This is a genomic window from Kitasatospora sp. NPDC096077 (genome assembly GCF_040303245.1).
In the GTDB taxonomy this organism is placed as follows: Bacteria; Actinomycetota; Actinomycetes; order Streptomycetales; family Streptomycetaceae; genus Kitasatospora.
Genome location: NZ_JBEOSV010000004.1, coordinates 129,476 through 149,619, shown reverse-complemented (window position 1 = coordinate 149,619; position 20,144 = coordinate 129,476). Strand labels below are relative to the sequence as shown.

17 protein-coding genes are annotated in these 20,144 nt (G+C 73.7%); 9 read left to right on the top strand and 8 right to left on the bottom strand.

The genetic code is table 11. From position 1 onward, the window contains the following. Positions 1–88: 88 nt before the first annotated feature. Positions 89–1,702, top strand: a complete 1,614-nt coding sequence (locus ABTZ03_RS06080; RefSeq protein WP_350511651.1) for a hypothetical protein — start codon at positions 89–91, stop codon at positions 1,700–1,702. 108 nt (positions 1,703–1,810) lie between these two features. Here the strand turns inward: ABTZ03_RS06080 and ABTZ03_RS06075 are convergent, their stop codons facing one another. Then, entirely contained in the window at positions 1,811–2,269 is a 459-nt protein-coding gene (locus ABTZ03_RS06075; protein ID WP_350511650.1) for a VOC family protein, read from the bottom strand. A 136-nt stretch (positions 2,270–2,405) separates the two neighbouring features. Here ABTZ03_RS06075 and ABTZ03_RS06070 point away from each other — a divergent pair, with 136 nt between their 5' ends. After that, positions 2,406–3,635: a hypothetical protein gene (locus ABTZ03_RS06070; RefSeq protein ID WP_350511649.1), complete on the top strand. Its 1,230-nt coding sequence runs from the start codon at positions 2,406–2,408 to the stop codon at positions 3,633–3,635. Positions 3,636–3,793: 158 nt separating this feature from the next. After that, entirely contained in the window at positions 3,794–5,305 is a 1,512-nt protein-coding gene (locus ABTZ03_RS06065) for an alkaline phosphatase PhoX (protein WP_350511648.1), read from the top strand. A gap of 17 nt (positions 5,306–5,322) precedes the next feature. Here the strand turns inward: ABTZ03_RS06065 and ABTZ03_RS06060 are convergent, their stop codons facing one another. Then, positions 5,323–6,924: a PucR family transcriptional regulator gene (locus ABTZ03_RS06060; RefSeq protein WP_350511647.1), complete on the bottom strand. Its 1,602-nt coding sequence runs from the start codon at positions 6,922–6,924 to the stop codon at positions 5,323–5,325. Positions 6,925–7,070: 146 nt separating this feature from the next. Here ABTZ03_RS06060 and ABTZ03_RS06055 point away from each other — a divergent pair, with 146 nt between their 5' ends. From ABTZ03_RS06055 to ABTZ03_RS06040, 4 genes are all read left to right on the top strand, one after another. Continuing rightward, positions 7,071–7,667 (top strand): PadR family transcriptional regulator, encoded by a 597-nt coding sequence (locus tag ABTZ03_RS06055; RefSeq protein WP_350511646.1) that lies wholly within the window; start codon positions 7,071–7,073, stop codon positions 7,665–7,667. Next, complete coding sequence (locus tag ABTZ03_RS06050; protein WP_350511645.1) at positions 7,664–8,935, top strand: FAD-dependent oxidoreductase; 1,272 nt, start codon at positions 7,664–7,666, stop codon at positions 8,933–8,935. Before ABTZ03_RS06055 ends, ABTZ03_RS06050 begins: the two co-directional genes overlap by 4 nt. 177 nt (positions 8,936–9,112) lie before the next feature. Then, the gene (gene pruA / locus ABTZ03_RS06045) at positions 9,113–10,741 is read left to right on the top strand and encodes an L-glutamate gamma-semialdehyde dehydrogenase (RefSeq protein WP_350511644.1); all 1,629 of its coding nucleotides are present in this window, start codon (positions 9,113–9,115) and stop codon (positions 10,739–10,741) included. A gap of 158 nt (positions 10,742–10,899) precedes the next feature. Then, positions 10,900–11,829: a proline dehydrogenase family protein gene (locus ABTZ03_RS06040; protein WP_350511643.1), complete on the top strand. Its 930-nt coding sequence runs from the start codon at positions 10,900–10,902 to the stop codon at positions 11,827–11,829. A gap of 73 nt (positions 11,830–11,902) precedes the next feature. Here ABTZ03_RS06040 and ABTZ03_RS06035 read toward each other — a convergent pair whose 3' ends face one another. Further along, on the bottom strand, positions 11,903–12,463 hold the full coding sequence (locus tag ABTZ03_RS06035; protein ID WP_350511642.1) for a Uma2 family endonuclease: 561 nt from the start codon (positions 12,461–12,463) through the stop codon (positions 11,903–11,905). A 153-nt stretch (positions 12,464–12,616) separates the two neighbouring features. Between ABTZ03_RS06035 and ABTZ03_RS06030 the strand changes: the two genes are divergently transcribed. Further along, on the top strand, positions 12,617–13,309 hold the full coding sequence (locus tag ABTZ03_RS06030) for an RraA family protein (protein ID WP_350511641.1): 693 nt from the start codon (positions 12,617–12,619) through the stop codon (positions 13,307–13,309). A 5-nt stretch (positions 13,310–13,314) separates the two neighbouring features. Here ABTZ03_RS06030 and ABTZ03_RS06025 read toward each other — a convergent pair whose 3' ends face one another. The 4 genes from ABTZ03_RS06025 to ABTZ03_RS06010 form a co-directional block, all read right to left on the bottom strand. Further along, a complete protein-coding gene (locus ABTZ03_RS06025) occupies positions 13,315–13,803 on the bottom strand; it encodes a GNAT family N-acetyltransferase (protein WP_350511640.1) in 489 nt (162 codons plus the stop codon). 56 nt (positions 13,804–13,859) lie between these two features. Further along, on the bottom strand, positions 13,860–14,825 hold the full coding sequence (locus tag ABTZ03_RS06020) for an SGNH/GDSL hydrolase family protein (RefSeq protein ID WP_350511639.1): 966 nt from the start codon (positions 14,823–14,825) through the stop codon (positions 13,860–13,862). Positions 14,826–14,965: 140 nt separating this feature from the next. Next, on the bottom strand, positions 14,966–16,258 hold the full coding sequence (locus ABTZ03_RS06015; RefSeq protein ID WP_350511805.1) for a TerD family protein: 1,293 nt from the start codon (positions 16,256–16,258) through the stop codon (positions 14,966–14,968). A 193-nt stretch (positions 16,259–16,451) separates the two neighbouring features. Continuing rightward, on the bottom strand, positions 16,452–17,786 hold the full coding sequence (locus ABTZ03_RS06010) for a hypothetical protein (protein ID WP_350511638.1): 1,335 nt from the start codon (positions 17,784–17,786) through the stop codon (positions 16,452–16,454). Between the two features lie 320 nt (positions 17,787–18,106). Here ABTZ03_RS06010 and ABTZ03_RS06005 point away from each other — a divergent pair, with 320 nt between their 5' ends. Further along, the gene (locus ABTZ03_RS06005; RefSeq protein WP_350511637.1) at positions 18,107–18,607 is read left to right on the top strand and encodes an SsgA family sporulation/cell division regulator; all 501 of its coding nucleotides are present in this window, start codon (positions 18,107–18,109) and stop codon (positions 18,605–18,607) included. Here ABTZ03_RS06005 and ABTZ03_RS06000 read toward each other — a convergent pair. After that, positions 18,526–20,115: a GAF domain-containing protein gene (locus ABTZ03_RS06000; RefSeq protein WP_350511636.1), complete on the bottom strand. Its 1,590-nt coding sequence runs from the start codon at positions 20,113–20,115 to the stop codon at positions 18,526–18,528. The genes ABTZ03_RS06005 and ABTZ03_RS06000 overlap by 82 nt on opposite strands. Positions 20,116–20,144: the final 29 nt, after the last annotated feature.

Sequence of the window (20,144 nt, the reverse complement as noted above, 5' to 3'; positions counted from 1 at the left end):
TCGGGGGTGCCCGGCCTATACGCTGAGGTGGTAGATCGATACGCGGAGCTGTTCGAGCTGACCGCTGGCTGAGGGAGAGCACACGACGATGGCCGGACGACGTCGGAAGAACACCGGGACTTCGGCGGGAGAGGGTGCGGCCGAGGCGGTGCTGCCCGCGGACCTGGAGCTCCAGGACCTCTACGGGGCGTTCGCCGCGCACGGTCTGGACGACGAGGACCTGGACGACGCGGCGGTGCTGGTGCCGCCGGTGAAGCTGCCGCCGGAGCAGGAGCTGGCCGAGCAGGCGAAGGCCGTGCCGATGTTCGGCTACGCGCTGGCGCTGGCCCGCTGGGCGTACCCGCACCGGGTGGTGGACGAGTTCGGCGACCTGGCCCAGGAGGACCGGGGGCCGGTCGCCCGGCTGCTCGGGCTGGCCCCGGCCGAGGGCGAGGTGCCGGAGGAGGCCGAGATCGAGGCACTGCGGGCCTGGTCGCTGGCCTGTGACCTGGACCTGGTGGAGCTGGGCACGACCGCCGCCGGGGAGCACGTCGCGGTGCCCGGGCCGGACCTGGAGCCGGCCGAGCGGGGGGACGCGGAGACCGTCCTGGAGCTGTGGCTGACCGCCGCCGGGATCGTCCGGGAGCTGGCGGTGGAGGCCGACTCGGTGCCGGAGGAGGGGGAGGAGGCGGAGACCGGGGCCGACGAGGAGGACGAGGACGGCCTGAACGAGGTCGAGGAGGCCCGGGACGCCGCCGCCGAACTGCTCGACGAGGCGCTGCAGGTGCTGTACGAGACGACCGCGTTCGCCGAGCCGGGCAACGAGACGGTGCCGCTGGGCGTGCTGGCCGCGCTGCTGGTGGTGCCGGAGGGCGAGGAGCCGAGCGAGGAGCTGCTCGGCGACATCACCGATGTGATGGTCGCGCTGGACCCGATGCTGGGCGACCTCGCCGAGCTGGGCCTGCTGGACTACCGGCCGATCGACCCGGAGCTGTTCGACGAGGAGGAGGGTGAGGAGCCCGCCGTCGTCGGTGAGTCCCCGCTGGACGAGGAGGAGTCGGCCCGCTTCGGGCTGGTCCGGCTCACCCCGCTCGGCCAGTACGGGATCCGGCAGTGGCTGCTGGAGGACGGCTACGACGCGCCGCTGGTCGGCGAGTTGGCCCAGGGGGACGCCGCGGAGCTGCTGCGTGGGCTGTGCGAGTCGGCCAATGTGCTGCCGGAGGAGGAGCTGCGGGTCTGGGTGGCCGACCGGGAGCCGGAGCCGGCGGCGCGCGAGCTGCTGGCGGCGGCGCGCGGCGACGACGTGTACGGGCCGCTGCGCCGGATGCTGTGCGTCTCGGCGCTCAACCTGCTGGGGGAGGGCGCCGAGCCCGCCGTCCGGGAGGTGCTGGGCGACCCGGAGCTGGGCGGTTCGGCCCGGGCCTGGCTGTCCGCGCTGGGCCGGACGGACGTGCCGGTGCCGGACCGGGCGATGGCGCTGTGGACGGTGGTCGACACCTTCGCCGCCCAGCTGCTGGACAACGGCGGTGACGCCGAGCTGCTGCGCGAGCTGATCGCGGACCTTCCGACGATCGGCGATCCGGCGTCGTACTTCGGCGAGCTGTGGCGGGTCGACCACCCGTACACGGCGGACGTCCTGGAGGCGATCGGGGAGCTGCACCTGGACCGGGCGGTGGCCAAGGAGGCGCGGAAGGCGGCCTTCAAGGCGCGGTCCAAGGGCTGAACCGCGGGGCGGTCCGGTAGGGCGCGGGTCCGGTGGGGCGCGGGCCCGGTGGAGCGCGGGCCCGGTGGGGCGGCGGGCCCTGGATCCGGTGCGGATCCGGGGCCCGCGCTACGGGAGGTCCAGCGAGCCGGCCTCGGTGAACGGGAAGAACGGGTTGTGGGCCAGCTCCCACAGGTGCCCGTCCGGGTCCTCGAAGTAGCCGGAGTAGCCGCCCCAGCTGGTCGGGACCGGCGGCTTGACCACCACGGCGCCGGCCTCGACGGCCGTGCGCAGGGCGGCGTCCACCAGGGCGGGGGACTCCAGGTTCACCGCGAGGGTGACGCCGCGGAAGGAGGGCTCCCCGGTGGCGGGCACGCCCGCGTCGGCGGCCAGCTCCTCGGTGGGGAAGAGGCCGAGCACCGAGTCGGCGGTGCGGAACCAGACGATCTCGGGGCTGGAAGCGGAGGAGCGCTTCCACCCGAGGTCCTCGTAGAAGCGGGTGCTGCGGTCGAGGTCGGTGACGCCGAGGGTGACGATGCTGATCCGGGCGGGGAAGGCGGCCTGGTCGGTGCTGTTCTGTGCGGTCATGCGGCCAGCGTAGGGAGGGCGGCTGACAACCTGGCCGACTGACACGGCCAGCGCCCCCGTACGGCAGGCGAGCTGATGACCCGGCAGCTCCGGGCACGTAAGGTGGCGTCAGCGGTGCGGGCGCGAGGACTCGGGGGTGCGGCAGAGGATGGTGCGGGAGAGCGGCGGAAGGCCCCAGGAGTGGAACGCCGAGCGGTCGGAACCTGAGCGGTCGGGCGGGCAGGATCGTTTCGCCGACCAGGAGGAGTTCTCCCGCCGGACCCTCGCCGCGGTGGACTTCCCGGTGTTCGGTGTGGCCGGGGCACGGGGGCGGGGCGAGGCGCTGACGGCCTTCGAGACCTGCGGCGGCGAGCTGCGCTGGGTCGAGGTGCAGTGCGGTGACTGGACCACGTCGGCCGGGCCGTACGTGACGGTGCGCACCTACCGGCCGGGGGCCGACGAGTGCGAGGTGCTGCCCGAGCTGGAGGACGTGGTCGAGGACGAACGGGACCGGGTCTACGAGCAGTTGGGCGTGGACGAGGGCGACGGTCCGGGGCGGGTGCGGGCGCTGCGCGAATGGATCACGGTGGACGGTGAGCCGCGCGCGCTGGAGGTGCACGAGGACTGGCCGGTGACCGCGGTCGGGGCGGGCGCGGTCACGGCTGCGGGCGGTGTGGTGGTGGGCGGTGCGGGTCCGGGTGCGGCCGCGGGCGGTGCGGCCGGGCCGGTCTGGGCCGGGCGGCTGCGGGTCGGCCGGCAGGCCGTCACGGTGTGCGGGCGGGGGCTGCCGCCCGGCGGCGTGGAGCTCGGCGGGATCGGCGACTTCGACGACTACCTGCGCGGACGCACCGAGCTGCTGCGCGACCTGGCCTCCCGGCGGGCCCGCCACGTACCGGTCGAGGAGCGCGAACTGCCGCCCGCGGTCGGGCTGGAGGCGCACCGCGAGCTGATCGCCCAGCGGATCGCCGAGTCCGCCGCGATCGAGGCGCAGGTGCGGGTCGGGCGCACCCCGAGGCTGCCGCGCGGGCTGCGCGGGGACGTCGGCGCGCTGCGCTGGGAGGCGGCGGTGCGCCAGCAGATGCGGCTCGCCACGGAGAGCCGGGAGGAGGCCGCGGCGTCGGTGACCTCGATGGTCAACCACCTCAACCGGCTGGCCCAGCAGTCGCACTGGCTGGTCGGCACGCCGATCGGGGAGGCGGCGGTCGAGGAGGTGGTCCGCTACACGGTGTTCGCCAGTGAGGTGGCCAGCCTGCCCGCCCAGCGGGCCTGGGAGCAGCTGTGGCGGGAGCGTCCGGGCGACGCGGGGGCGGACGGCCGGGAGGAGCGGCGGGTGGTGGAGCAGCTGTGGCTGGCGGCCTGGGAGCAGTGGCGGGCCGGGCGCGGCTGACCGGTGTTCGGTAAAGCACTGGTCATGTGAAGGTCATCGGTTGGCAAATGGCCGCCTCGTGGTGAGGCGGGCGTCATGCCGGGTTCACCCCTGCGGCGGAGTCTGCCGGGTGTCGACGACCCGCCTCGACGCCCGTACACCCCTCAGGAGTTGCTGCCATGTCGCTGTCCCGCCGGGACTTCGTCAACCGTTCCACCCTCGCCGGGGCCGGCGTGCTGATCGCCGGCGGCGCCGGGGCGCTGGCCAGCGCCCCCGGTGCGATCGCCGCGCCGGTCGGCGGGGAGGCGCCGCTCGCCGGTGCCGCCGGTGCCGCCGCCGGGACCGCCGGGACCAACTCGGCCGGCGGCGCCGCGATCGGCTACGGCCCGCTGGTGCCGGACCCGGCCGGGCTGCTGTCGCTGCCCAAGGGCTTCTCGTACAAGGTGCTCAACCGGGCGGGCCGGACCCGGCTGCGCACCGGCGAGTTCACCCCGAGCAACCACGACGGCACCTCCGCCTTCGAGGACGAGCGCGGCGGCAACCTGCTGGTGGTCAACCACGAGCTGTCCGGCGCCCGGGCCAACTGGCCCCACCCGGTGCCGCTGACCGAGGGGCACGTCTACGACCCGGGCGCGGCCGGCGGCTGCACCATCGTGCACGCCAAGCGGGACGGCTCGGTCGAGCAGTGGGTCGGCATCGCCGGCACCGCCACCAACTGCGCGGGCGGGGTGACCCCGTGGGGCACCTGGCTGTCCGGCGAGGAGACCGAGGACAAGGCCGGGAAGAACGGCTTCACCAAGGACCACGGCTACGTCTTCGAGGTCGACCCCTTCGACGACGACTACAACCGCGACCCGCAGCCGGTGAAGGCCTTCGGCCGCTACGCCCACGAGGCCGTGGTGGTGGACCCGAAGCGCGGCCAGGTCTACCTGACCGAGGACGCCTCCAACCCGAACGGCCTGCTGTTCCGCTGGACCCCGCCAGCCGGCTTCAAGCACGGCCGGTACCGGCTGCGCGGGCTCGCCGCCGACGCCGGGGTGCTGGAGGCCTTCAAGGTCTTCGACTCGCACGGCAAGTTCGTCGACGACCTCTCCCGGGCCACCAAGGTCGGCACCGTGTACGGCGTGGACTGGGTCAAGGTGCAGGACCGGGACGCCCGGACCGTCTCGGTGCGGAAGCAGTTCAAGGAGGGCGAGGTCACCCGGGCCCGCAAGCTGGAGGGCATGTGGTGGGGTGACAAGGGCTTCTACTTCGTCTCCAGCTACGCCCGTTCGGAGAGCCCGCTGCAGCACGACGGCCAGGTCTGGTTCTTCGACCCGGCCCGCCGCACCATCACGCTGAAGGTGCTGCTGGGCGTCAACGAGGACGTCTGGGGCGACCACGACAACTACGACGGCCCGGACAACATCACCGTCTCGCCGTACGGCGGGATCGTGATCGCGGAGGACGGCAACGGCGTCTCGCACCTGTTCGGCGCCACCGAGGAGGGCCTGGTCTACCCGATCGCCCGCAACGAGCTGAACATCGGCAGCGCCGAGAAGCCCGAGTTCAGCGAGTTCACCGGAGTGACCTTCTCGGACGACGGCCGGACCCTGTTCGCCAACATCCAGGAGCCGGGCATCCAGCTGGCGATCAGCGGGCCGTGGCGCCGGCTGAACGAGCACAAGCGCGGCCAGGGGTACGGCGCCTGACGCTGCGCCGGTGGTGACTACTCGTCCGCGGGCAGCCGCAGCTGCAGCATCGCCAGCAGCCGCTGCTGCGGCTGGGCGAGGTCGATGCCGGTCAACTGCTCGGCGCGGCGCACCCGGTAGCGCAGGGTGTTGGGGTGGATGTGCAGGGCGTCGGCGGCGACCCGGACCTCGCCCAGCGCGTCCAGCCAGGCCAGCACGGACTCGGCGAGCCGGGTGCCGTGCCGGCGGTCGTACGCGGTGAGCGCGGTGAGCCGGGGGTCGCGCAGGCCGCCGCGCTCCTGGAGCAGCGCCAGCATCTCGCTGACCAGCACCTCGGCCTGGACGTCGATCAGCGCGGCGACGTCCAGGTCCACCCCGCCGCGGCCCATCGCGTCCAGGATCCGGTCGGCCTGGGCGCGCGAGTCCGGTACCTGGGACAGGCCGTCGACGGTCGAGCCGATCGCGGCGCGCAGCGGGACGCCGAGGTGCTCCCGGGCCGCGGTGACCACCTCGGCGGCCCAGTCGCGCACGGTGCTCATCGGCAGGCCGGGCGGCAGTTCGGGCAGCAGCACGTAGACCCGGGACTCGATCGGGGCGAGCAGCGCGGTGCGGTGCCGGGCGGCGGTGTGCACCGAGATCAGGCCGGTGACGTCGGAGCGGTGCAGCGCCTCGGTGGTGTGGGCGCCGTAGGCCAGCACGGTGGCCGGGCGGCGCAGGTCCAGGCCGAGGTGGGTGGCCAGTGACTGGGGGCCGGTGGAGCCTTCCAGCAGTCCGGTCAGCAGGGTCTGGGTGAGCCGGACGTCGGCGGACAACTCCCGGCGACGGCGCACCAGTTGGGCGGCCGCGACCCGGGCGGCACCGACCAGGGCCTGTTCCGCGTGCGGGGCCAGCGGCTGGGCGCCCTCCTGCACCCAGATGGTGCCGAGCGGCTGCGCCCCGGCCCGGATGCCGACCGCGAGGCGGCGGCGCAGGCCGAGCTCGGGGTGCGGCTCGACCGCGATCGGGGCGTCCGAACTGCGCAGGTGCTGGAAGATGCCCCACTCGCGGAGCTTGGAGAGGTACGGCTCCGGGCCCTGCCAGCCGAGGATCGACAGCCGGCGCAGGTCGTCGACCTCGTCGGAGTCGGAGGAGCGGGAGTAGGCGAGGACCCGGCTGGAGGTGTCCTCGATCGAGACGATGCCGTTGGTGAGCACGGCGACGGTCTGGGCGAGGGAGAAGAGGTCGCCCGCGTTGGGTTCGGGGGCTCCGGGGGCGGCCGGGGCGTCGGGGCCGGCGATGATCGCCCGGGCCAGTGAGTCCAGGTGCTCCCAGCGGGTCTCCCGGCGCACCGACAGCAGGGCGACGCCCGCGTCGGTGGCGGCCTCGCGCAGGGCGTCGGCCTGGCCGGGGGCGTCCAGCTTGACCGCGACGGCGGCGGCACCGGCCCGGCCCGCCGCGCGCAGGGCGGGCAGCGCAGCCCGGCCTCGGGCGCCGATGGCGAGGACGAGTTCGCCGGGGGAGGCGGTCGGCGGGTCCTCCGGGTCGAGGATCGCGACGTCGCGCACGGGGACGTCCAGGCCCAGGGGGGCGGCCTGGAGTTCGACCAGGGGCTCGCCGAGCGACATCAGCAGCTGGCGGAGCGGGAGGCCGGGTGTGGTCACGTCCCTCCTTCTTCGTCCGGGCGGACAGCGTTCCGCGGTCGATTTTAGCCGGGCGGACAGAGGGTGGATTGGTTGGGCCTGAATAGTTGACTTCGACTATACGAGAATGGATAGTCAGTCCCGACCAAGTGATGGGGAACGCTCTCATGGCGAAGCGACGCAAGGTCTCGAACCCGCTGGCCCTGGTGGTCCTGGCCGAGCTCGGAGCCGAACCGATGCACCCCTACGAGATGGGGCGCCGGCTCAAGGAGCACGGCAAGGACCGCAACGTGAAGTACAACCGCAGCTCGCTCTACATGGTCGTGGAGCAGCTGCGGAAGGCCGAGTTCGTCGCCGAGCAGGAGACCGTCCGCGACACCCAGCGGCCGGAGCGCACCGTCTACGCCCTCACCCCCGAGGGCCAGGCGGAGATGCTCGACTGGATGCGCGAGTGGCTCTCCGAACCGCAGGACGAGTACCCGGCGTTCGGGGTCGCCCTGTGCCTGCTGGTGGTGCTCCCGACCGAGGAGTCGGCCGCCCTGCTCGGCCGGCGGCTGGAGGCGCTGGACGAACGGATCGACGCCTCGCGCGCCCTGCTGCACAAGGGCGGGGAGCTGGGCGTCCACCCGATGTTCGTCGTCGAGGAGGAGTTCGCCCTCGCGATGCTGCAGGCCGAGCGCCGCTACACCGAGAGGCTCATCGCACAGATCGGGGACCCGGAGTTCAACCGGACCCTGCGGGACTTCATGAGGAGTCTGCAATGAGCGAACCGCGTACGTCGAGCAAGAAGGCCCTGGTCATCGGCGGCGGCATCGCCGGCCCGGTGATGGCGCTGGCGCTGCACAAGGCCGGCATCGGGGCGGAGGTCTTCGAGGCCTACCGGAGTTCCGCCGAGGGCATCGGCGGAACCTTCGGGATCGCCCCCAACGGGCTCGGCGCGCTGGCCGTCGTCGGGCTGGAGGCGGAGGTAGGCCGGATCGGGCAGCCGGTCGGACCGATGGTGATCGAGGACGGCAAGGGCGGCGTGCTCGGCGAGTTCGCCGGCCTCGCCGACCTGCCGCGCCAGCGGCTGATGCGCCGCGCCGAACTGTACGAGGTGCTGCGGCGGCGGCTGCGCGAGACGGGCATCGAGGTCCGGCACGGCAAGCGCCTGGTCGGCGCCGAGGAGGGCGCCGACGGGATCACCGCCCACTTCGCCGACGGCAGCAGCGCCACCGGCGACCTGCTGATCGGCTGCGACGGCACCGGTTCGGCCGTACGGACCCTGATCGACCCGGCCGCGCCCGCCGCCCGGTACACCGGGCTGCTCGGCATCGGCGGCTACAGCGCGTACCGGCTGCCGGGCCGGGCCGGGCGCGGCGAGAGCGTGCACTTCGCCAACGGCGCCCGCGCCTTCTTCGGCTACTGGGGCCAGGCCGACGGCAGCGGCACCGCCTGGTTCAGCAACATCCCGCAGCCCGAGCAGCTGAGCCCCGAGGAGGTCCGCGACGCCGGGATGGACGAGTGGCTGCGCCGCTGCCGCGAGCTGCACGCCGACGACCGGCCGGCCCGGGACGTGCTGCGGCAGGCCGACCCGGCCACCATGGAGGCCTTCCCCCGGCTGGAGATCATGCCGTCCGTCCCGCACTGGTACCGCGGCCGGATGGTGCTGGTCGGCGACTCGGTGCACGCGCCGTCCAACAGCTCCGGTCAGGGCGCCTCGCTGGCCGTCGAGAGCGCCGTCGAACTCGCCCGCTGCCTGCGCGACCTGCCCGACCACACCGCCGCCTTCGCCGCGTACGAGGCGATGCGCCGGCCCCGGGTCGAGAAGATCGCCGCCGACGCGGTGCGCACCAACAACCAGAAGGCCTCCGGGCCGGTCGCCCGGATGCTGTTCCGGGCGGTCGCGCCGATCGCGATGAAGACCTTCATGAGCCCGGAGAAGATGCTCCGCCCCGTCCACGGGTACCGGATCGACTGGGAGCGGCGGGTGGTGCCGGTGGTGCCCGAGGTGCCGGTGGGTCGGGGGAAGCGTGCCGGGCGGGCCGCCTGACGGGCGGTCGTGACCGCGGCGTGACCGGCTTCGTCGGGCCGGACAACGCCGTACGGGGGAATTTAGCCGCCCGGCCAATCAAGTGGCCGGGCGGGCAGGAATAGCGTTCGTGCTGTGGCCCGCGTGTGACCCGCGCAGGCAATCCCCCCGCATTGAACGAAGGAGAGCGTGCGCTCTATGGACGCTGTGACCCAGGTCCCCGCGCCGGTGAACGAGCCGGTCCACAGCTACGCCCCCGGCAGCCCGGAACGGGCTCGCCTGGAGGCCAAGCTGAAGGAGCTGGGCGGCCAGGAGCCGGTCCAGCTGACCATGACGATCAACGGTGAGCGCCGGATGGGCGGCGGCACCGAGATCCACGTCGTCCAGCCGCACAACCACGCGGCGAGGCTCGGCACCCTGCGCAACGCCACCCAGGCCGACGCGCAGGAGGCCATCGACACTGCCCTGGCCGCAGCCCCGGCCTGGCAGGCGCTCTCCTTCGACTCGCGCGCCGCGATCTTCCTCAAGGCCGCCGACCTGCTGGCCGGCCCCTGGCGCGAGACCCTGGCCGCCGCCACCATGCTCGGCCAGTCCAAGACCGCCCAGCAGGCCGAGATCGACACCCCCTGCGAGCTGGTCGACTTCCTGCGCTTCAACGTGCACTTCGCCCGCCAGATCATGGCCGAGCAGCCGATCTCCTCGGACGGCGTGTGGAACCGCAGCGACCACCGCCCGCTGGAGGGCTTCGTCTACGCGATCACCCCGTTCAACTTCACCGCGATCGCCGGCAACCTGCCGACCGCGCCCGCGCTGATGGGCAACGTGGTGCTGTGGAAGCCGTCCCCGACCCAGCAGTACTCCGCGCACCTGCTGATGCAGCTGCTGGAGGAGGCCGGCCTGCCCAAGGGCGTCATCAACATGGTGACCGGCGACGGCCTGGACGTCTCCGCCGTCGCGCTCAAGCACCCGTCGCTGGCCGGCATCCACTTCACCGGCTCCACCGCCACCTTCCAGCACCTGTGGCGCGAGGTCGGCAACAACATCGCCGGCTACCGCACCTACCCGCGGATCGTCGGCGAGACCGGCGGCAAGGACTTCCTGGTCGCCCACCCGTCGGCCGACCCGGCCGTGCTGAAGACCGCGATGACCCGCGGCGCCTTCGAGTTCCAGGGCCAGAAGTGCTCGGCGCTCTCCCGCGCCTACGTCCCCGCCTCGATCTGGGCCGGCCTCAAGGACGAGTTCGCCGCCGAGGTCGACGGCCTCACCATGGGCGACGTCACCGACCTGTCCAACTTCATGTCGGCCGTCATCGACGAGCGCGCCTTCGCCAAGAACAAGGCCGCCCTCGACCGCGCCCGGGCCGACGAGACCGTCGAGGTCCTGGCCGGCGGCACCTACGACGACTCCGTCGGCTACTTCGTCCGCCCGACCGTGCTGGTCTGCCAGGACCCGGCCGCCGAGTACTTCCGCGAGGAGTACTTCGGCCCGATCCTCGCTGTGTACGTCTACGAGGACGAGAAGTACGAGGAGATGCTGGCCCAGATGGAGTCCGTGTCGGCCTACGGCCTGACCGGCGCCATCATCGCCCAGGACCGCGCGGCGGCCCAGGACGCGATGCACAAGCTGCGCTTCGCGGCCGGCAACTTCTACATCAACGACAAGCCGACCGGCGCCGTCGTCGGCCAGCAGCCCTTCGGTGGCGGCCGGGCCTCGGGCACCAACGACAAGGCCGGCGCCAAGCAGAACCTCGCGCGGTGGACCTCGACCCGCTCGGTCAAGGAGACCTTCGTCCCGCCGACCGACTACCGCTACCCGCACATGGGCTGACCAGCCCCCCGACCAACCGGCTCGCTCCGTAGCCAACGGTCACCCGCGACGCCCGGTCCCGCAGCCGGGCGCCGCCCCGCCGGGGCGGCGGCTCACCCCCGTACCGCCGCCCCGGCTCTCTTCTGCCACCCTTGGAAACACCAGCTCCTGGAGTCACGATGCTCCGTTCCGCCCTTCTCGCGGCCTCCCGGTCCCCCCAGGTCCGCACCGTGGTCGAGAAGTTCCCCCCGACCCACGCGATAGTCGAGCGCTTCGTCGCCGGCGACGTCCTCGACGACGCCGTGACCGCCACCGACGACCTGATCGCCACCGGCCGCAAGGTCACCCTCGACCACCTCGGCGAGGACACCCAGGACGCGGCCCAGGCCGCCGGCACCGCCGAGGCCTACGAGCACCTGCTCAAGGCCCTCAAGGAGACCGGCCTGGCGGCCGGCGCCGAGGTCTCGGTCAAGCTGTCGGCCGTCGGCCAGTTCCTGCCGGTGGACGGCGAGAAGATCGCGCTGGAGAACGCCCGCCGCATCTGCGAGGCCGCCGCCGCAGCGGGCACCACGGTGACCCTCGACATGGAGGACCACACCACCACCGACTCCACCCTCGCCATCGCGCGCGAGCTGCGGGCGGACTACCCCTGGCTGGGCGTCGTCCTCCAGGCCTACCTGCGCCGCACCGAGGCCGACTGCCGCGAGTTCTCCGGCCCCGGCTCCCGCGTGCGCCTGTGCAAGGGCGCCTACAAGGAGCCCGAGTCGGTCGCCTTCCAGGGCAAGCACGAGGTCGACCTCGCGTACGTCCGCGCGCTGAAGGTGCTGATGGCCGGCGAGGGCTACCCGATGATCGCCTCGCACGACCCCAACATGATCAAGATCGCCGGCCAGCTGGCCCAGTGGAACAACCGCACCCGGGACTCCTTCGAGTACCAGATGCTGTTCGGCATCCGCCCCGAGGAGCAGCTGCGCCTCGCGGAAGAGGGCAACACCATGCGGGTCTACCTCCCGTACGGCCAGGAGTGGTACGGCTACTTCATGCGCCGCCTCGCCGAGCGCCCCGCCAACCTCACCTTCTTCCTGCGCGCCATGGCCACCCGTAGCTGACCCGGCGCCGCAGCGGCGGAACGGCCCGCACCCCTGACGGGGGGTGCGGGCCGTTTTCGTGTTCAGGGAGCGGTCAGAGGAAGTCCTTGGTGTCCAGCTCGAACTCGAACGGGGCGGGGAGGGCGAGGGGCTCGCCGAAGGCGGCGAGGTGGACCTCGGTGTACTCGTCGCGGTGGGGCTTGGAGAAGAGGCTGACCTGCGATTTCTCGCGGTCGACAAGGAGGTAGAGCGGAATGCCGGCCCGGGCGTAGCAGATGCGCTTGGTGGTGCGGTCGAGTTGGGGATAGTTGGACGTCACCTCCACCACCATGGCGAGGCCGTCCGGTTCCATCCAGGGAGGGGCGTTCCTGAGGAGCTGGAGCTCCTCGGGGAGGAACGTGGCGTCGGGGATGACGTGGTTCGGCGGATGGTGCTCGCCGGAAGTGAGCCGAAGTCCCTTGAACTCGGACACCTGCATGTCGGTGGCGGAGGCGTCGTACACCTGGTCTGCCAGGCAACTGATGATGTGGCAGTGCGTGCCGTCGAAGGGCAGCGCGACGAGAATCACGCCCTCGACGAGTTCGGCTCTCAGGCCCTCGGGGGTGTCGAGGGCGAGGAAGAGTTCGAGGAGGATCTCGCTGTCCGTGGCGTTCATGAAGGACCTTTCGGCCGGATGTGTCGGAGACGGTACGCGAGGTGGGGGCAGGCGAGATCAGGGATGGGTGAAGATCACTCGATGGTGGGAGCCCGGGGCCCGGAGTAGGATTTCAGGGCTGGTCAACTGGGGTGTTGGCGGGAGGAGTTGGGGATGTTGAAGCAGTTCGCGGAGCTGTCCACGCCGTTGGTGGCGGATGCCTGTGTGCGGCTCGGGGTGGGGGTGCGGGCCGCGCCGGTGGGGATCGGGGCGGTGGTGGCCGGGGCCCGGGTGGCGGGGCGGGTGCTGCCGGTGCGGCACTACGGGAGCGTGGACGTGTTCCTGGAGGCGTACGGGTCGGCGCTGGACGGGGACGTGCTGGTGATCGACAACGGCGGGCGGACCGACGAGGCCTGCATCGGGGACCTCGCGGTGCTGGAGGCGCGGGCCGCCGGGGTGGCCGGGATCGTGGTGTGGGGACTGCACCGGGACACCCCGGAGCTGGTGGAGATCGGGCTGCCGGTGTTCAGCTACGGCGCGCTGCCGCTGGGCCCGCTGCGGCTGGACGGGCGGGAGCCGGAGGCGCTGGAGTCGGCGCGCTTCGGGCCGCACCGGGTGGGCGTCGGCGACGTGGTGTTCGCGGACGCCGACGGGGTGCTGTTCGTGCCGGCCGACCGGGTCGAGGAGGTGCTGGCGACGGCAGAGGTGATCGCCCGGACCGAGCGCGTGCAGGCGGAGCGGATCGCGGCCGGGGACACCCTGCGGCGGCAGACCCGGTTCGAGGAGTACCTGGAGGGGCGGGCCGCCGACCCGTCGTACAGCTTCCGGCAGCACCTGCGGCGGGTCGGCGGGGCGATCGAGGAGTAGGCCGCCTAGAGCGGGAGGTGCATGACGTGCAGGCCGACGTAGCCGTCGACCGGGTGGTGGAAGGCCTCGGGGACGGTGCCGACGATCTCGAAGCCCAGCGACTCGTAGAGCTTGACGGCGTGGTGGTTGTTGGCGGCCACCGCGTTGAACTGCATGGCGCGGTAGCCGGCCCGGCGGGCCCAGTCGATGCTGTCCTCGACCAGGGCCCGCCCGATGCCCTTGCCGTGGTGCGCCGGGTCGACCATGTAGCTGGCGCTGGCCACGTGCCCGCCGTTGCCGGGGCGGTTGCGGTTCATGGTGGCGGTGCCGAGGACCCGGCCGTCGTCGTCCACCGCGACCACCGTGCGGTCGGGGGCGGAGTGCATCCACCACTCCCGGCCCAGCTCGGAGGGCATGTCGAGGGGGTAGGGGAAGGTCTCGCCGGCGGCGACGATGGTGTGGAAGAACGGCCAGATGGCTGACCAGTCCTCGGGGGTGGCTTCGCGGATGAGCATCGGGCCAGGATGATCCTCGGGGGCGGGGTGCGCCAGTGGTTTTCCCGGGGGAGCCGTCAGCCGCCGAGGACGGTGGACTCGACCTGGGCGGCCATGAAGGCCTGGCCCTCGGCGTTGGGGTGCACCAGGGCGTACTGGAGCGGGACGACGCTGCTCAGCAGGCCGTCGATCCAGTGGTCGGAGTCGCAGACGCTGTGCCCGGCGGAGCCGGGGTAGAGGTCCACGTAGGTGTCCTGCTGGGCCGAACTCACCTGCTCGATGGCCAGGTTGAGCGGCTCCAGGATGCTGGTGCGGGCCCAGGCGAGGTCGCCGAGGGTGAAGGTGCCGAACTGCAGCAGGTCGCCGTAGCGGCAGCGGGTGGTGTCCGCGGGGAACAGGTGGGGGTAGCCGACGGTGATCACCCGGGCCTTCGGGGCCTGCTGGTGCAGCGCGCCGAGCATGGTGTCGTAGTTGTTGCGCAACTGGGCGAAGCGGTCCGGCAGTTGGGCGTTGTACTTGTCCTTGCAGGGGGTGCCCAGGCCGAGGTTGGCGGCGCCGAGTTCGATGCAGTCCTTGAGGATCTGGGCGAATCCGAGGTCGTTGCCGCCGACCTGGACGGTGACCACGTCGGAGTCCGGGTCGACGGCGTCGATCTGCGGGGGGACGGCCGGGTAGGGGGCGTTGGGGTCGGTGCCGAGCGGGGGGAGGGGACGGCCCTGCGGGATCTGCTTGTCCGCGTAGACGTTCAGCGTGGTGGCGCCGCTGCAGCTGGGGTTGTGCAGGTCGATCAGAGCGCCGAGCTCGCGGCGGAGCAGTTCGGGGTAGGAGCCGGTGGTGCGGGCGCAGCCGTCCTCGGGCTCGGTCAGGGCGCCGGCGGCCGCGATCAGGCCCGCGGTGTAGGAGTCGCCGAGGGTGGCCCACTTCAGTGCCCCGGCCCGGACGGCGGGCTTGGCGGCGGCCTGGGCGGCGGTGGGCGTGGTCAGGCCGACGGCGAGGGCGACGGCGGTGCCGGCGACGGCGAGGCGGGACGGGAAGCGGCGCACGGTCTCTCCTCCACGGGTGCACGGGTGCGGAAGTGCGGGGGAGAACGCGAATCACCCCCCGGAGAGTCAATCGAGTCGATCCGTGGACGACTTGAGACCCCAGGAGGGTGAATTCGCGGGCGCAGGGCTGACGCTGCGGGCTACAGCAGCGCGGCGGAGGGCTCGATCATCGCTCGGGCGGTCTTGCCGTCGACGAACTCGCCGAGCGCCGTCATCTCCCACTCGCCGGTGGGGCGGCGGACCAGCTTGCACATCACCACGCCGGTGCGCGGCTCGGAGTGGGTCAGGTCGAAGCGGACCAGCTCCTCCTCGGTGCGGACGTCCACCAGACGGCAGTAGGCGTTGCGCAGCTCGGTGAATTTCTGGCCGGAGAAGGAGTTGACCACGAACACCAGCGCGTGGACCTCGGCCGGCAGGCCCTCCAGGTGGACGGTGATCGACTCGTCGTCGCCGCCGTCGCCGCCGACCAGGTTGTCGCCGGAGTGGGCGATCGCGCCGTTGAAGATGGTCAGCTTCATGAACCAGGCCGTCTCCAGCCGCTTGTGCCGGGCGTCGAAGGCGAGGCAGGAGGCGTCCAGGTCGATGTCGCGGCCGCGGGCGGCGGACTCCCAGCCGAGGGCCATCCGGACCGAGGAGAGGAAGGGACGGCCGTTCTTCACCAGAGAGACGGAGCTGCCCTTGACCAGGTTGACCCGGCCCTTGTCCAGGGTGACCTTGGGGCGTTCGGCGGCGGCTGGCGCGGGGACGGTCGGGGCGGGGGCCGGCGGTGCGGCGGGCATGGCGGGGATGGTGGCCAGGGCGATCCGGGGGTCCAGCGGGGGCAGCGGCGGAACCTCGGGGACGGGCGGAACCGGCGGCACCGGCGGAACCGGGGGTACGGGCGGCAGCGGCGGGGTGGTGAACTGCACGGTCACCCCACCGGCGGAGGCCGGGGCCGGGGAGTCGTCGACGGTGACGCCGAAGTCGGTGGCGATGCCCGCCAGGCCGTCGGCGTAGCCCTGGCCGACCGCGCGCACCTTCCAGGCGCCGCCCCGTCGGTAGACCTCGACCACGATCAGCGCGGTCTCCCGGCCCAGTCGGGGCGGGGTGAAGGTGACCAGCACCTCGCCGGTGTCGGCGTCCCGGACGGTGGCGGTGGGCTCGATCCCGGCGAAGGTCGCGGACTGGTCGGCCGGGCTGGCGGTGACCACGACCTTGCTGATCCCGGCCGGGACGGCCGTGGTGTCGACGGTGATCGCGTCCGGCGCCCCGGTGGTGGCCGGGCGCAGACTGACGCCGGGTCCGTGTGGGGCGTTGAAGAAGACGAAGTCGGCGTCCGAGCGGACCTTGCCGGTCTCGGTCAGCAGCAGGCCGGAGACGTCCAGCGCCTTGGGCGCGGTGACCTCGACGGTCACCCGCGCGGCGGTCAGCGGTGCATTGCCGCCTTGGGTCAGGACGGTGGACAAGGACTCCTCCTCGGATCCGGAACGACGGCCCGGGCCGGGGCCGGTGGGGACGCCGGGCCGGGTGCTGCTCACAGTAACGAACGGAGGTGCGGGGATGAGCCCGGCCGGCTGATCGTCGGACGATCGGAACAGTCGAGTGGGCGGTGGGGAGGGGAGGGAATGGCAGGCGGGCGGTCGGCCGTCAGCGGGACCGGTGGGCCAACTGCTGGGCGGGCTGCGGCGACAGCGGGCCGAAGCCCCCGAGCGCGGCCACCGCACGGGGGTGGTCGATGCCGAAGGCGGCGGCGTTCCAGCTCTCCTGCGGGCCCGGTCTGCGGGTCGGGCCGACGGGGTGGTCGGCCGGGCGGCTGCCGCGCACCACGAATCCGTACCGACCGGGCCCGACGTCGGTGCCGGGCGGGGTGGTGAAGCGGTAGACCAGGCTGCCGCGCTCCTGCTGGACGGTCACCACGGCGCCCGGCAGGTCGGTCCAGGCGGCGCCGCTACCGGGGGCCAACTCGCCCGGGGCGAGCCGGAATTCGGCCTGGAGGGCGGTGACGGGCTCGGTCACGGTGAGGTCGAGGGCGTGCCGCAGGCCGTCCCGTCCGACCGGGCCGGTCAGGCCGGTGCCGGTCAGGGTCCGCTCGGCCTCCGGGGCGGTGTCCTCGGCCCCGGCGGCGGGGGCGTCGTCAGGGCGGGGCGCGGAATCGGAGCCGGGGGCCGTGGTGCCCGGCGTGGGACCGACCGGGCCGACGGCAGCACCGGGCCGGGCGGGGTTGGCCGGCTGGAGCGCGGGCGGGCGCGGGGACCGGCCGGCGTCGGCCGTCCCGACGCCGGGCAGCCCGGGCTGCCCCGAGGGGCCGGGCTGCCCGGGCTGTCCGGGCTGACCTGTTTGTCCGGCGGACGGGGTGGGCTGACCGGACGCGGTGGACGCGCCGGACTGACCGGATGTGCCGGACTGGCCGGACGCGCCGGACGGTTGGGCCGAGGCCGAGGGTCCGGTGGCGCCCGGCCGCCCGCCCGCCTCGGTGGCGTTCGGCCCGGAGCCGCCCGCGGGGCTGCCCGTCGCGGACCGCGGGTCGTGCCCGGTGGCGGCCTCCCCGCCGACGGACGGGACGACCGGGACCGCGCTGCCCGTCCGCAGGCCGGACGGCGGGGTTGGTGCGGCGTTCGCGGGTCCGGACGGATGCGCCGGGGCGTGCCCCGAGGGCTTCGGCGGGTGCGGGCGGCCGGAGGGGGCGGGGGCGTCGGTGGTCTGGTCGAAGGCGGTCTCGGCCTGGTCGGTGTCGCCGGGGCTGGGCGGCGGGCTGGTGCCGACCCGGGCGACGCCGGCCCGTCGGCCGATGCCCTGCTGCTCGTTCAGCAGGAGGGTGGTGGCGATGCTGATGCCGACCACGGTGGACATCGCCATCGCGGCACCGGAGAAGCGCAGGGTGGGCAGTCGGAACCGGCCGCCGAACGGGCGCGGCCGCCCGTGCCGACCCTGTCGTGCGGGCTCGTGCTGCACGTCCCGCGTGGTCTCCCCACGCACAGCCACCGGACCCCTCCCTCCCCGAAGCCGCCGTCGCGTCGCCGTATTCTCCCACGCACCGCCGCCGGGCCCGGATCCGGCCGTCCCGGGGCCGGTCCCGCCGCGGGGAGGGGGAGAGCGTACCAGCGGGCGGCCGGAGTGCAGACCTGGTCGACAGCTTTTCCGGACATCCGTTCGACAAGAGGAAGTTGACGATCCGTCTGATATGACTGGCGGTGGTTCGTCGGGTCGTCCGGGGGTGGTTGCAACCCCCTTGCAACCCTTGCCCGCCCGGTCGCGGGTGACGCAGGCTGATGACATCCCGCGCCGTTCCCGGAGAGACCGTCATGCCGCCCGACCCGCTGTCCGCAGCCTCCAGTGCCCCCCTCGCCGCCACCCCCACGGGCGGCGATGGGGGCGGCTCCACCGCCGCTCCGGCGGCGGTGGAGGAGGTGCTGATGCTGCGGATCTCGCTGGGCGAGGAAGTGGTCGGCGAGGTGCGCACCCGGTTCCGCTTCGACGCCGCACGCCCCTACGAGGTGCTGCTGACCTTCCACGTGGGGCGTCCGGACGAGGCGGACTGGGTGTTCTCGCGCGACCTGCTGCGCGACGGACTTCGGGCGCTGAGCGGCCAGGGCGACGTCAAGCTGTGGCCGGCCTACTGCCCCTGCCACGGCTCGACGCTGCACCTGGCGCTCGAATCCCCGCACGGCAGCGCCCTGTTGGAGGCCTCCAAGCCCCGGGTGCAGGCCTGGCTGGACCGCACCTACGCGCTGGTCTCGGCCGAGGCGGAGCGCGACTGCGGCCCGACCGACGCCCAGTTGGCCGCCCTGCTCACGGGCGGCTGAACCCCGGCGGTGCCGTTCCTGGGCTGACCGGGAACGCCGGTCGCACCGGGAACGCCGGTCGCACCGAGGGCGCCGTTCTCGGCCGTGCGCCGCGGCGGCGGTACGGCCCCGGCGGCGTCCGGCAGCCGGACCAGGCCCGCCGCCAGTTCCGCCCGCAGCCGCCGGACGGCCGGCGCGGTGGAGGCGGGCAGCAGGTCGAGCGGGTCCTCCGGCCCCTCCACGGTGACCAGCACCGAGTCGGCGAAGCGGTACGGCCGGTGGGCCAGCAGGCCGCCCAGGTAGCGGCGCAGCCGGGAGAGTTCGGCGCGCACCGTCACCGTCCGCCCGGCGTCGCCGAACAGCGCCTCGGCGAGCTGCGCCGCGGTGCTGCCCTCGCGGGTGGTGGCGAGCAGCAGCAGGAGCTCGGCGTGACGCGGGCTGACCGGGTGCGACCAGCTGTCGGCCGTGCCCCGGACGGACAGTTCGGCGCGGTCCGGGCGGCGCAGGTCGAGCCGGAGCCGGGCGCCCTCGGCCCGTTCGGCGCTCACCGTGCCGGGGCCGTCCGGTTCGCCGTCCCGGGCCCGGCGGACCGGGCGCACCAGCCAGCCGTCCGCGAGCGGTTCCAGCACGCACTCGCCCAGCCCCGGCACCCAGTGCACGGCGGCCGGGGCCCAGCCCTCGCTGGGGATCCGCAGTCGGCTGGGCGGCGGCAGCCCGGCCGAGGCGGCGGTCCAGCCGGCCGCGTCCACCACCAGGGCCGGGCCGCCGACCCGGGCGAGCAGCGGGGCGGCCAGCGTGCGCAGTTGGTTCAGCGCCTCCAGCCGGTGGGCGCGCAGTTCGGTCTCGGCGAGCCGGGCGGCGGTGGCGGTGAGCTGGAGCAGGTACGGGCGGACGTTGCGGGCCGGGCCGCTGAGGTTGACCGCGCCGACCAGTCGGCCGGTGGCCGGGTCGTGCACCGGCGCGGCCACGCACGTCCAGGTGTGGTGGCTGCGCAGGTAGTGCTCGGCGGAGTGGACGTGCATCGGGCGCTGGGCGCGCAGTGCGACGCCGATGCCGTTGGTGCCGACGCTCTCCTCGATCCAGCGGGCGCCGGTGACGAAGCCGATCCGGTCGGCGCTGCGGCGCAGGCCGCGCTCGCCCTCCTGCCAGAGCACATGGCCGTCGGCGTCGGCGATGGCGAGGATCAGCGGGGCCTGGCCGACCGGGGCGAGCAGGGTCTCGCGCAGCACCGGCATGACGTTGTCCAGCCCGCTGGTCCGGCGGCGCTGTTCCAGCTCGGCGGGGCCGAGCAGGACGGTGGCGGCGCCGGTGTCGGGGTCGAGGCCGAGGCGGCGCAGCCGGGCCCAGGAGTCGCCGATCTCGGGGCGGGGTTCGAGCCGGCCGGGCCCGCCCGGGCCGCCGGTCTCGGGGAGGACGAGTTCGCGGGCGGCGGCGTCGGCGAGGGTCCGCTCGTGGACCTTGGCCAGTTCCGCCGCGGTCGGCGGGGTGCGGCGTTCTGGTCGTCGGGACTGCCGTCCGGTCTGCCGCACTCGCGTTGCTCCTCGCCGCCGTTCGAGGA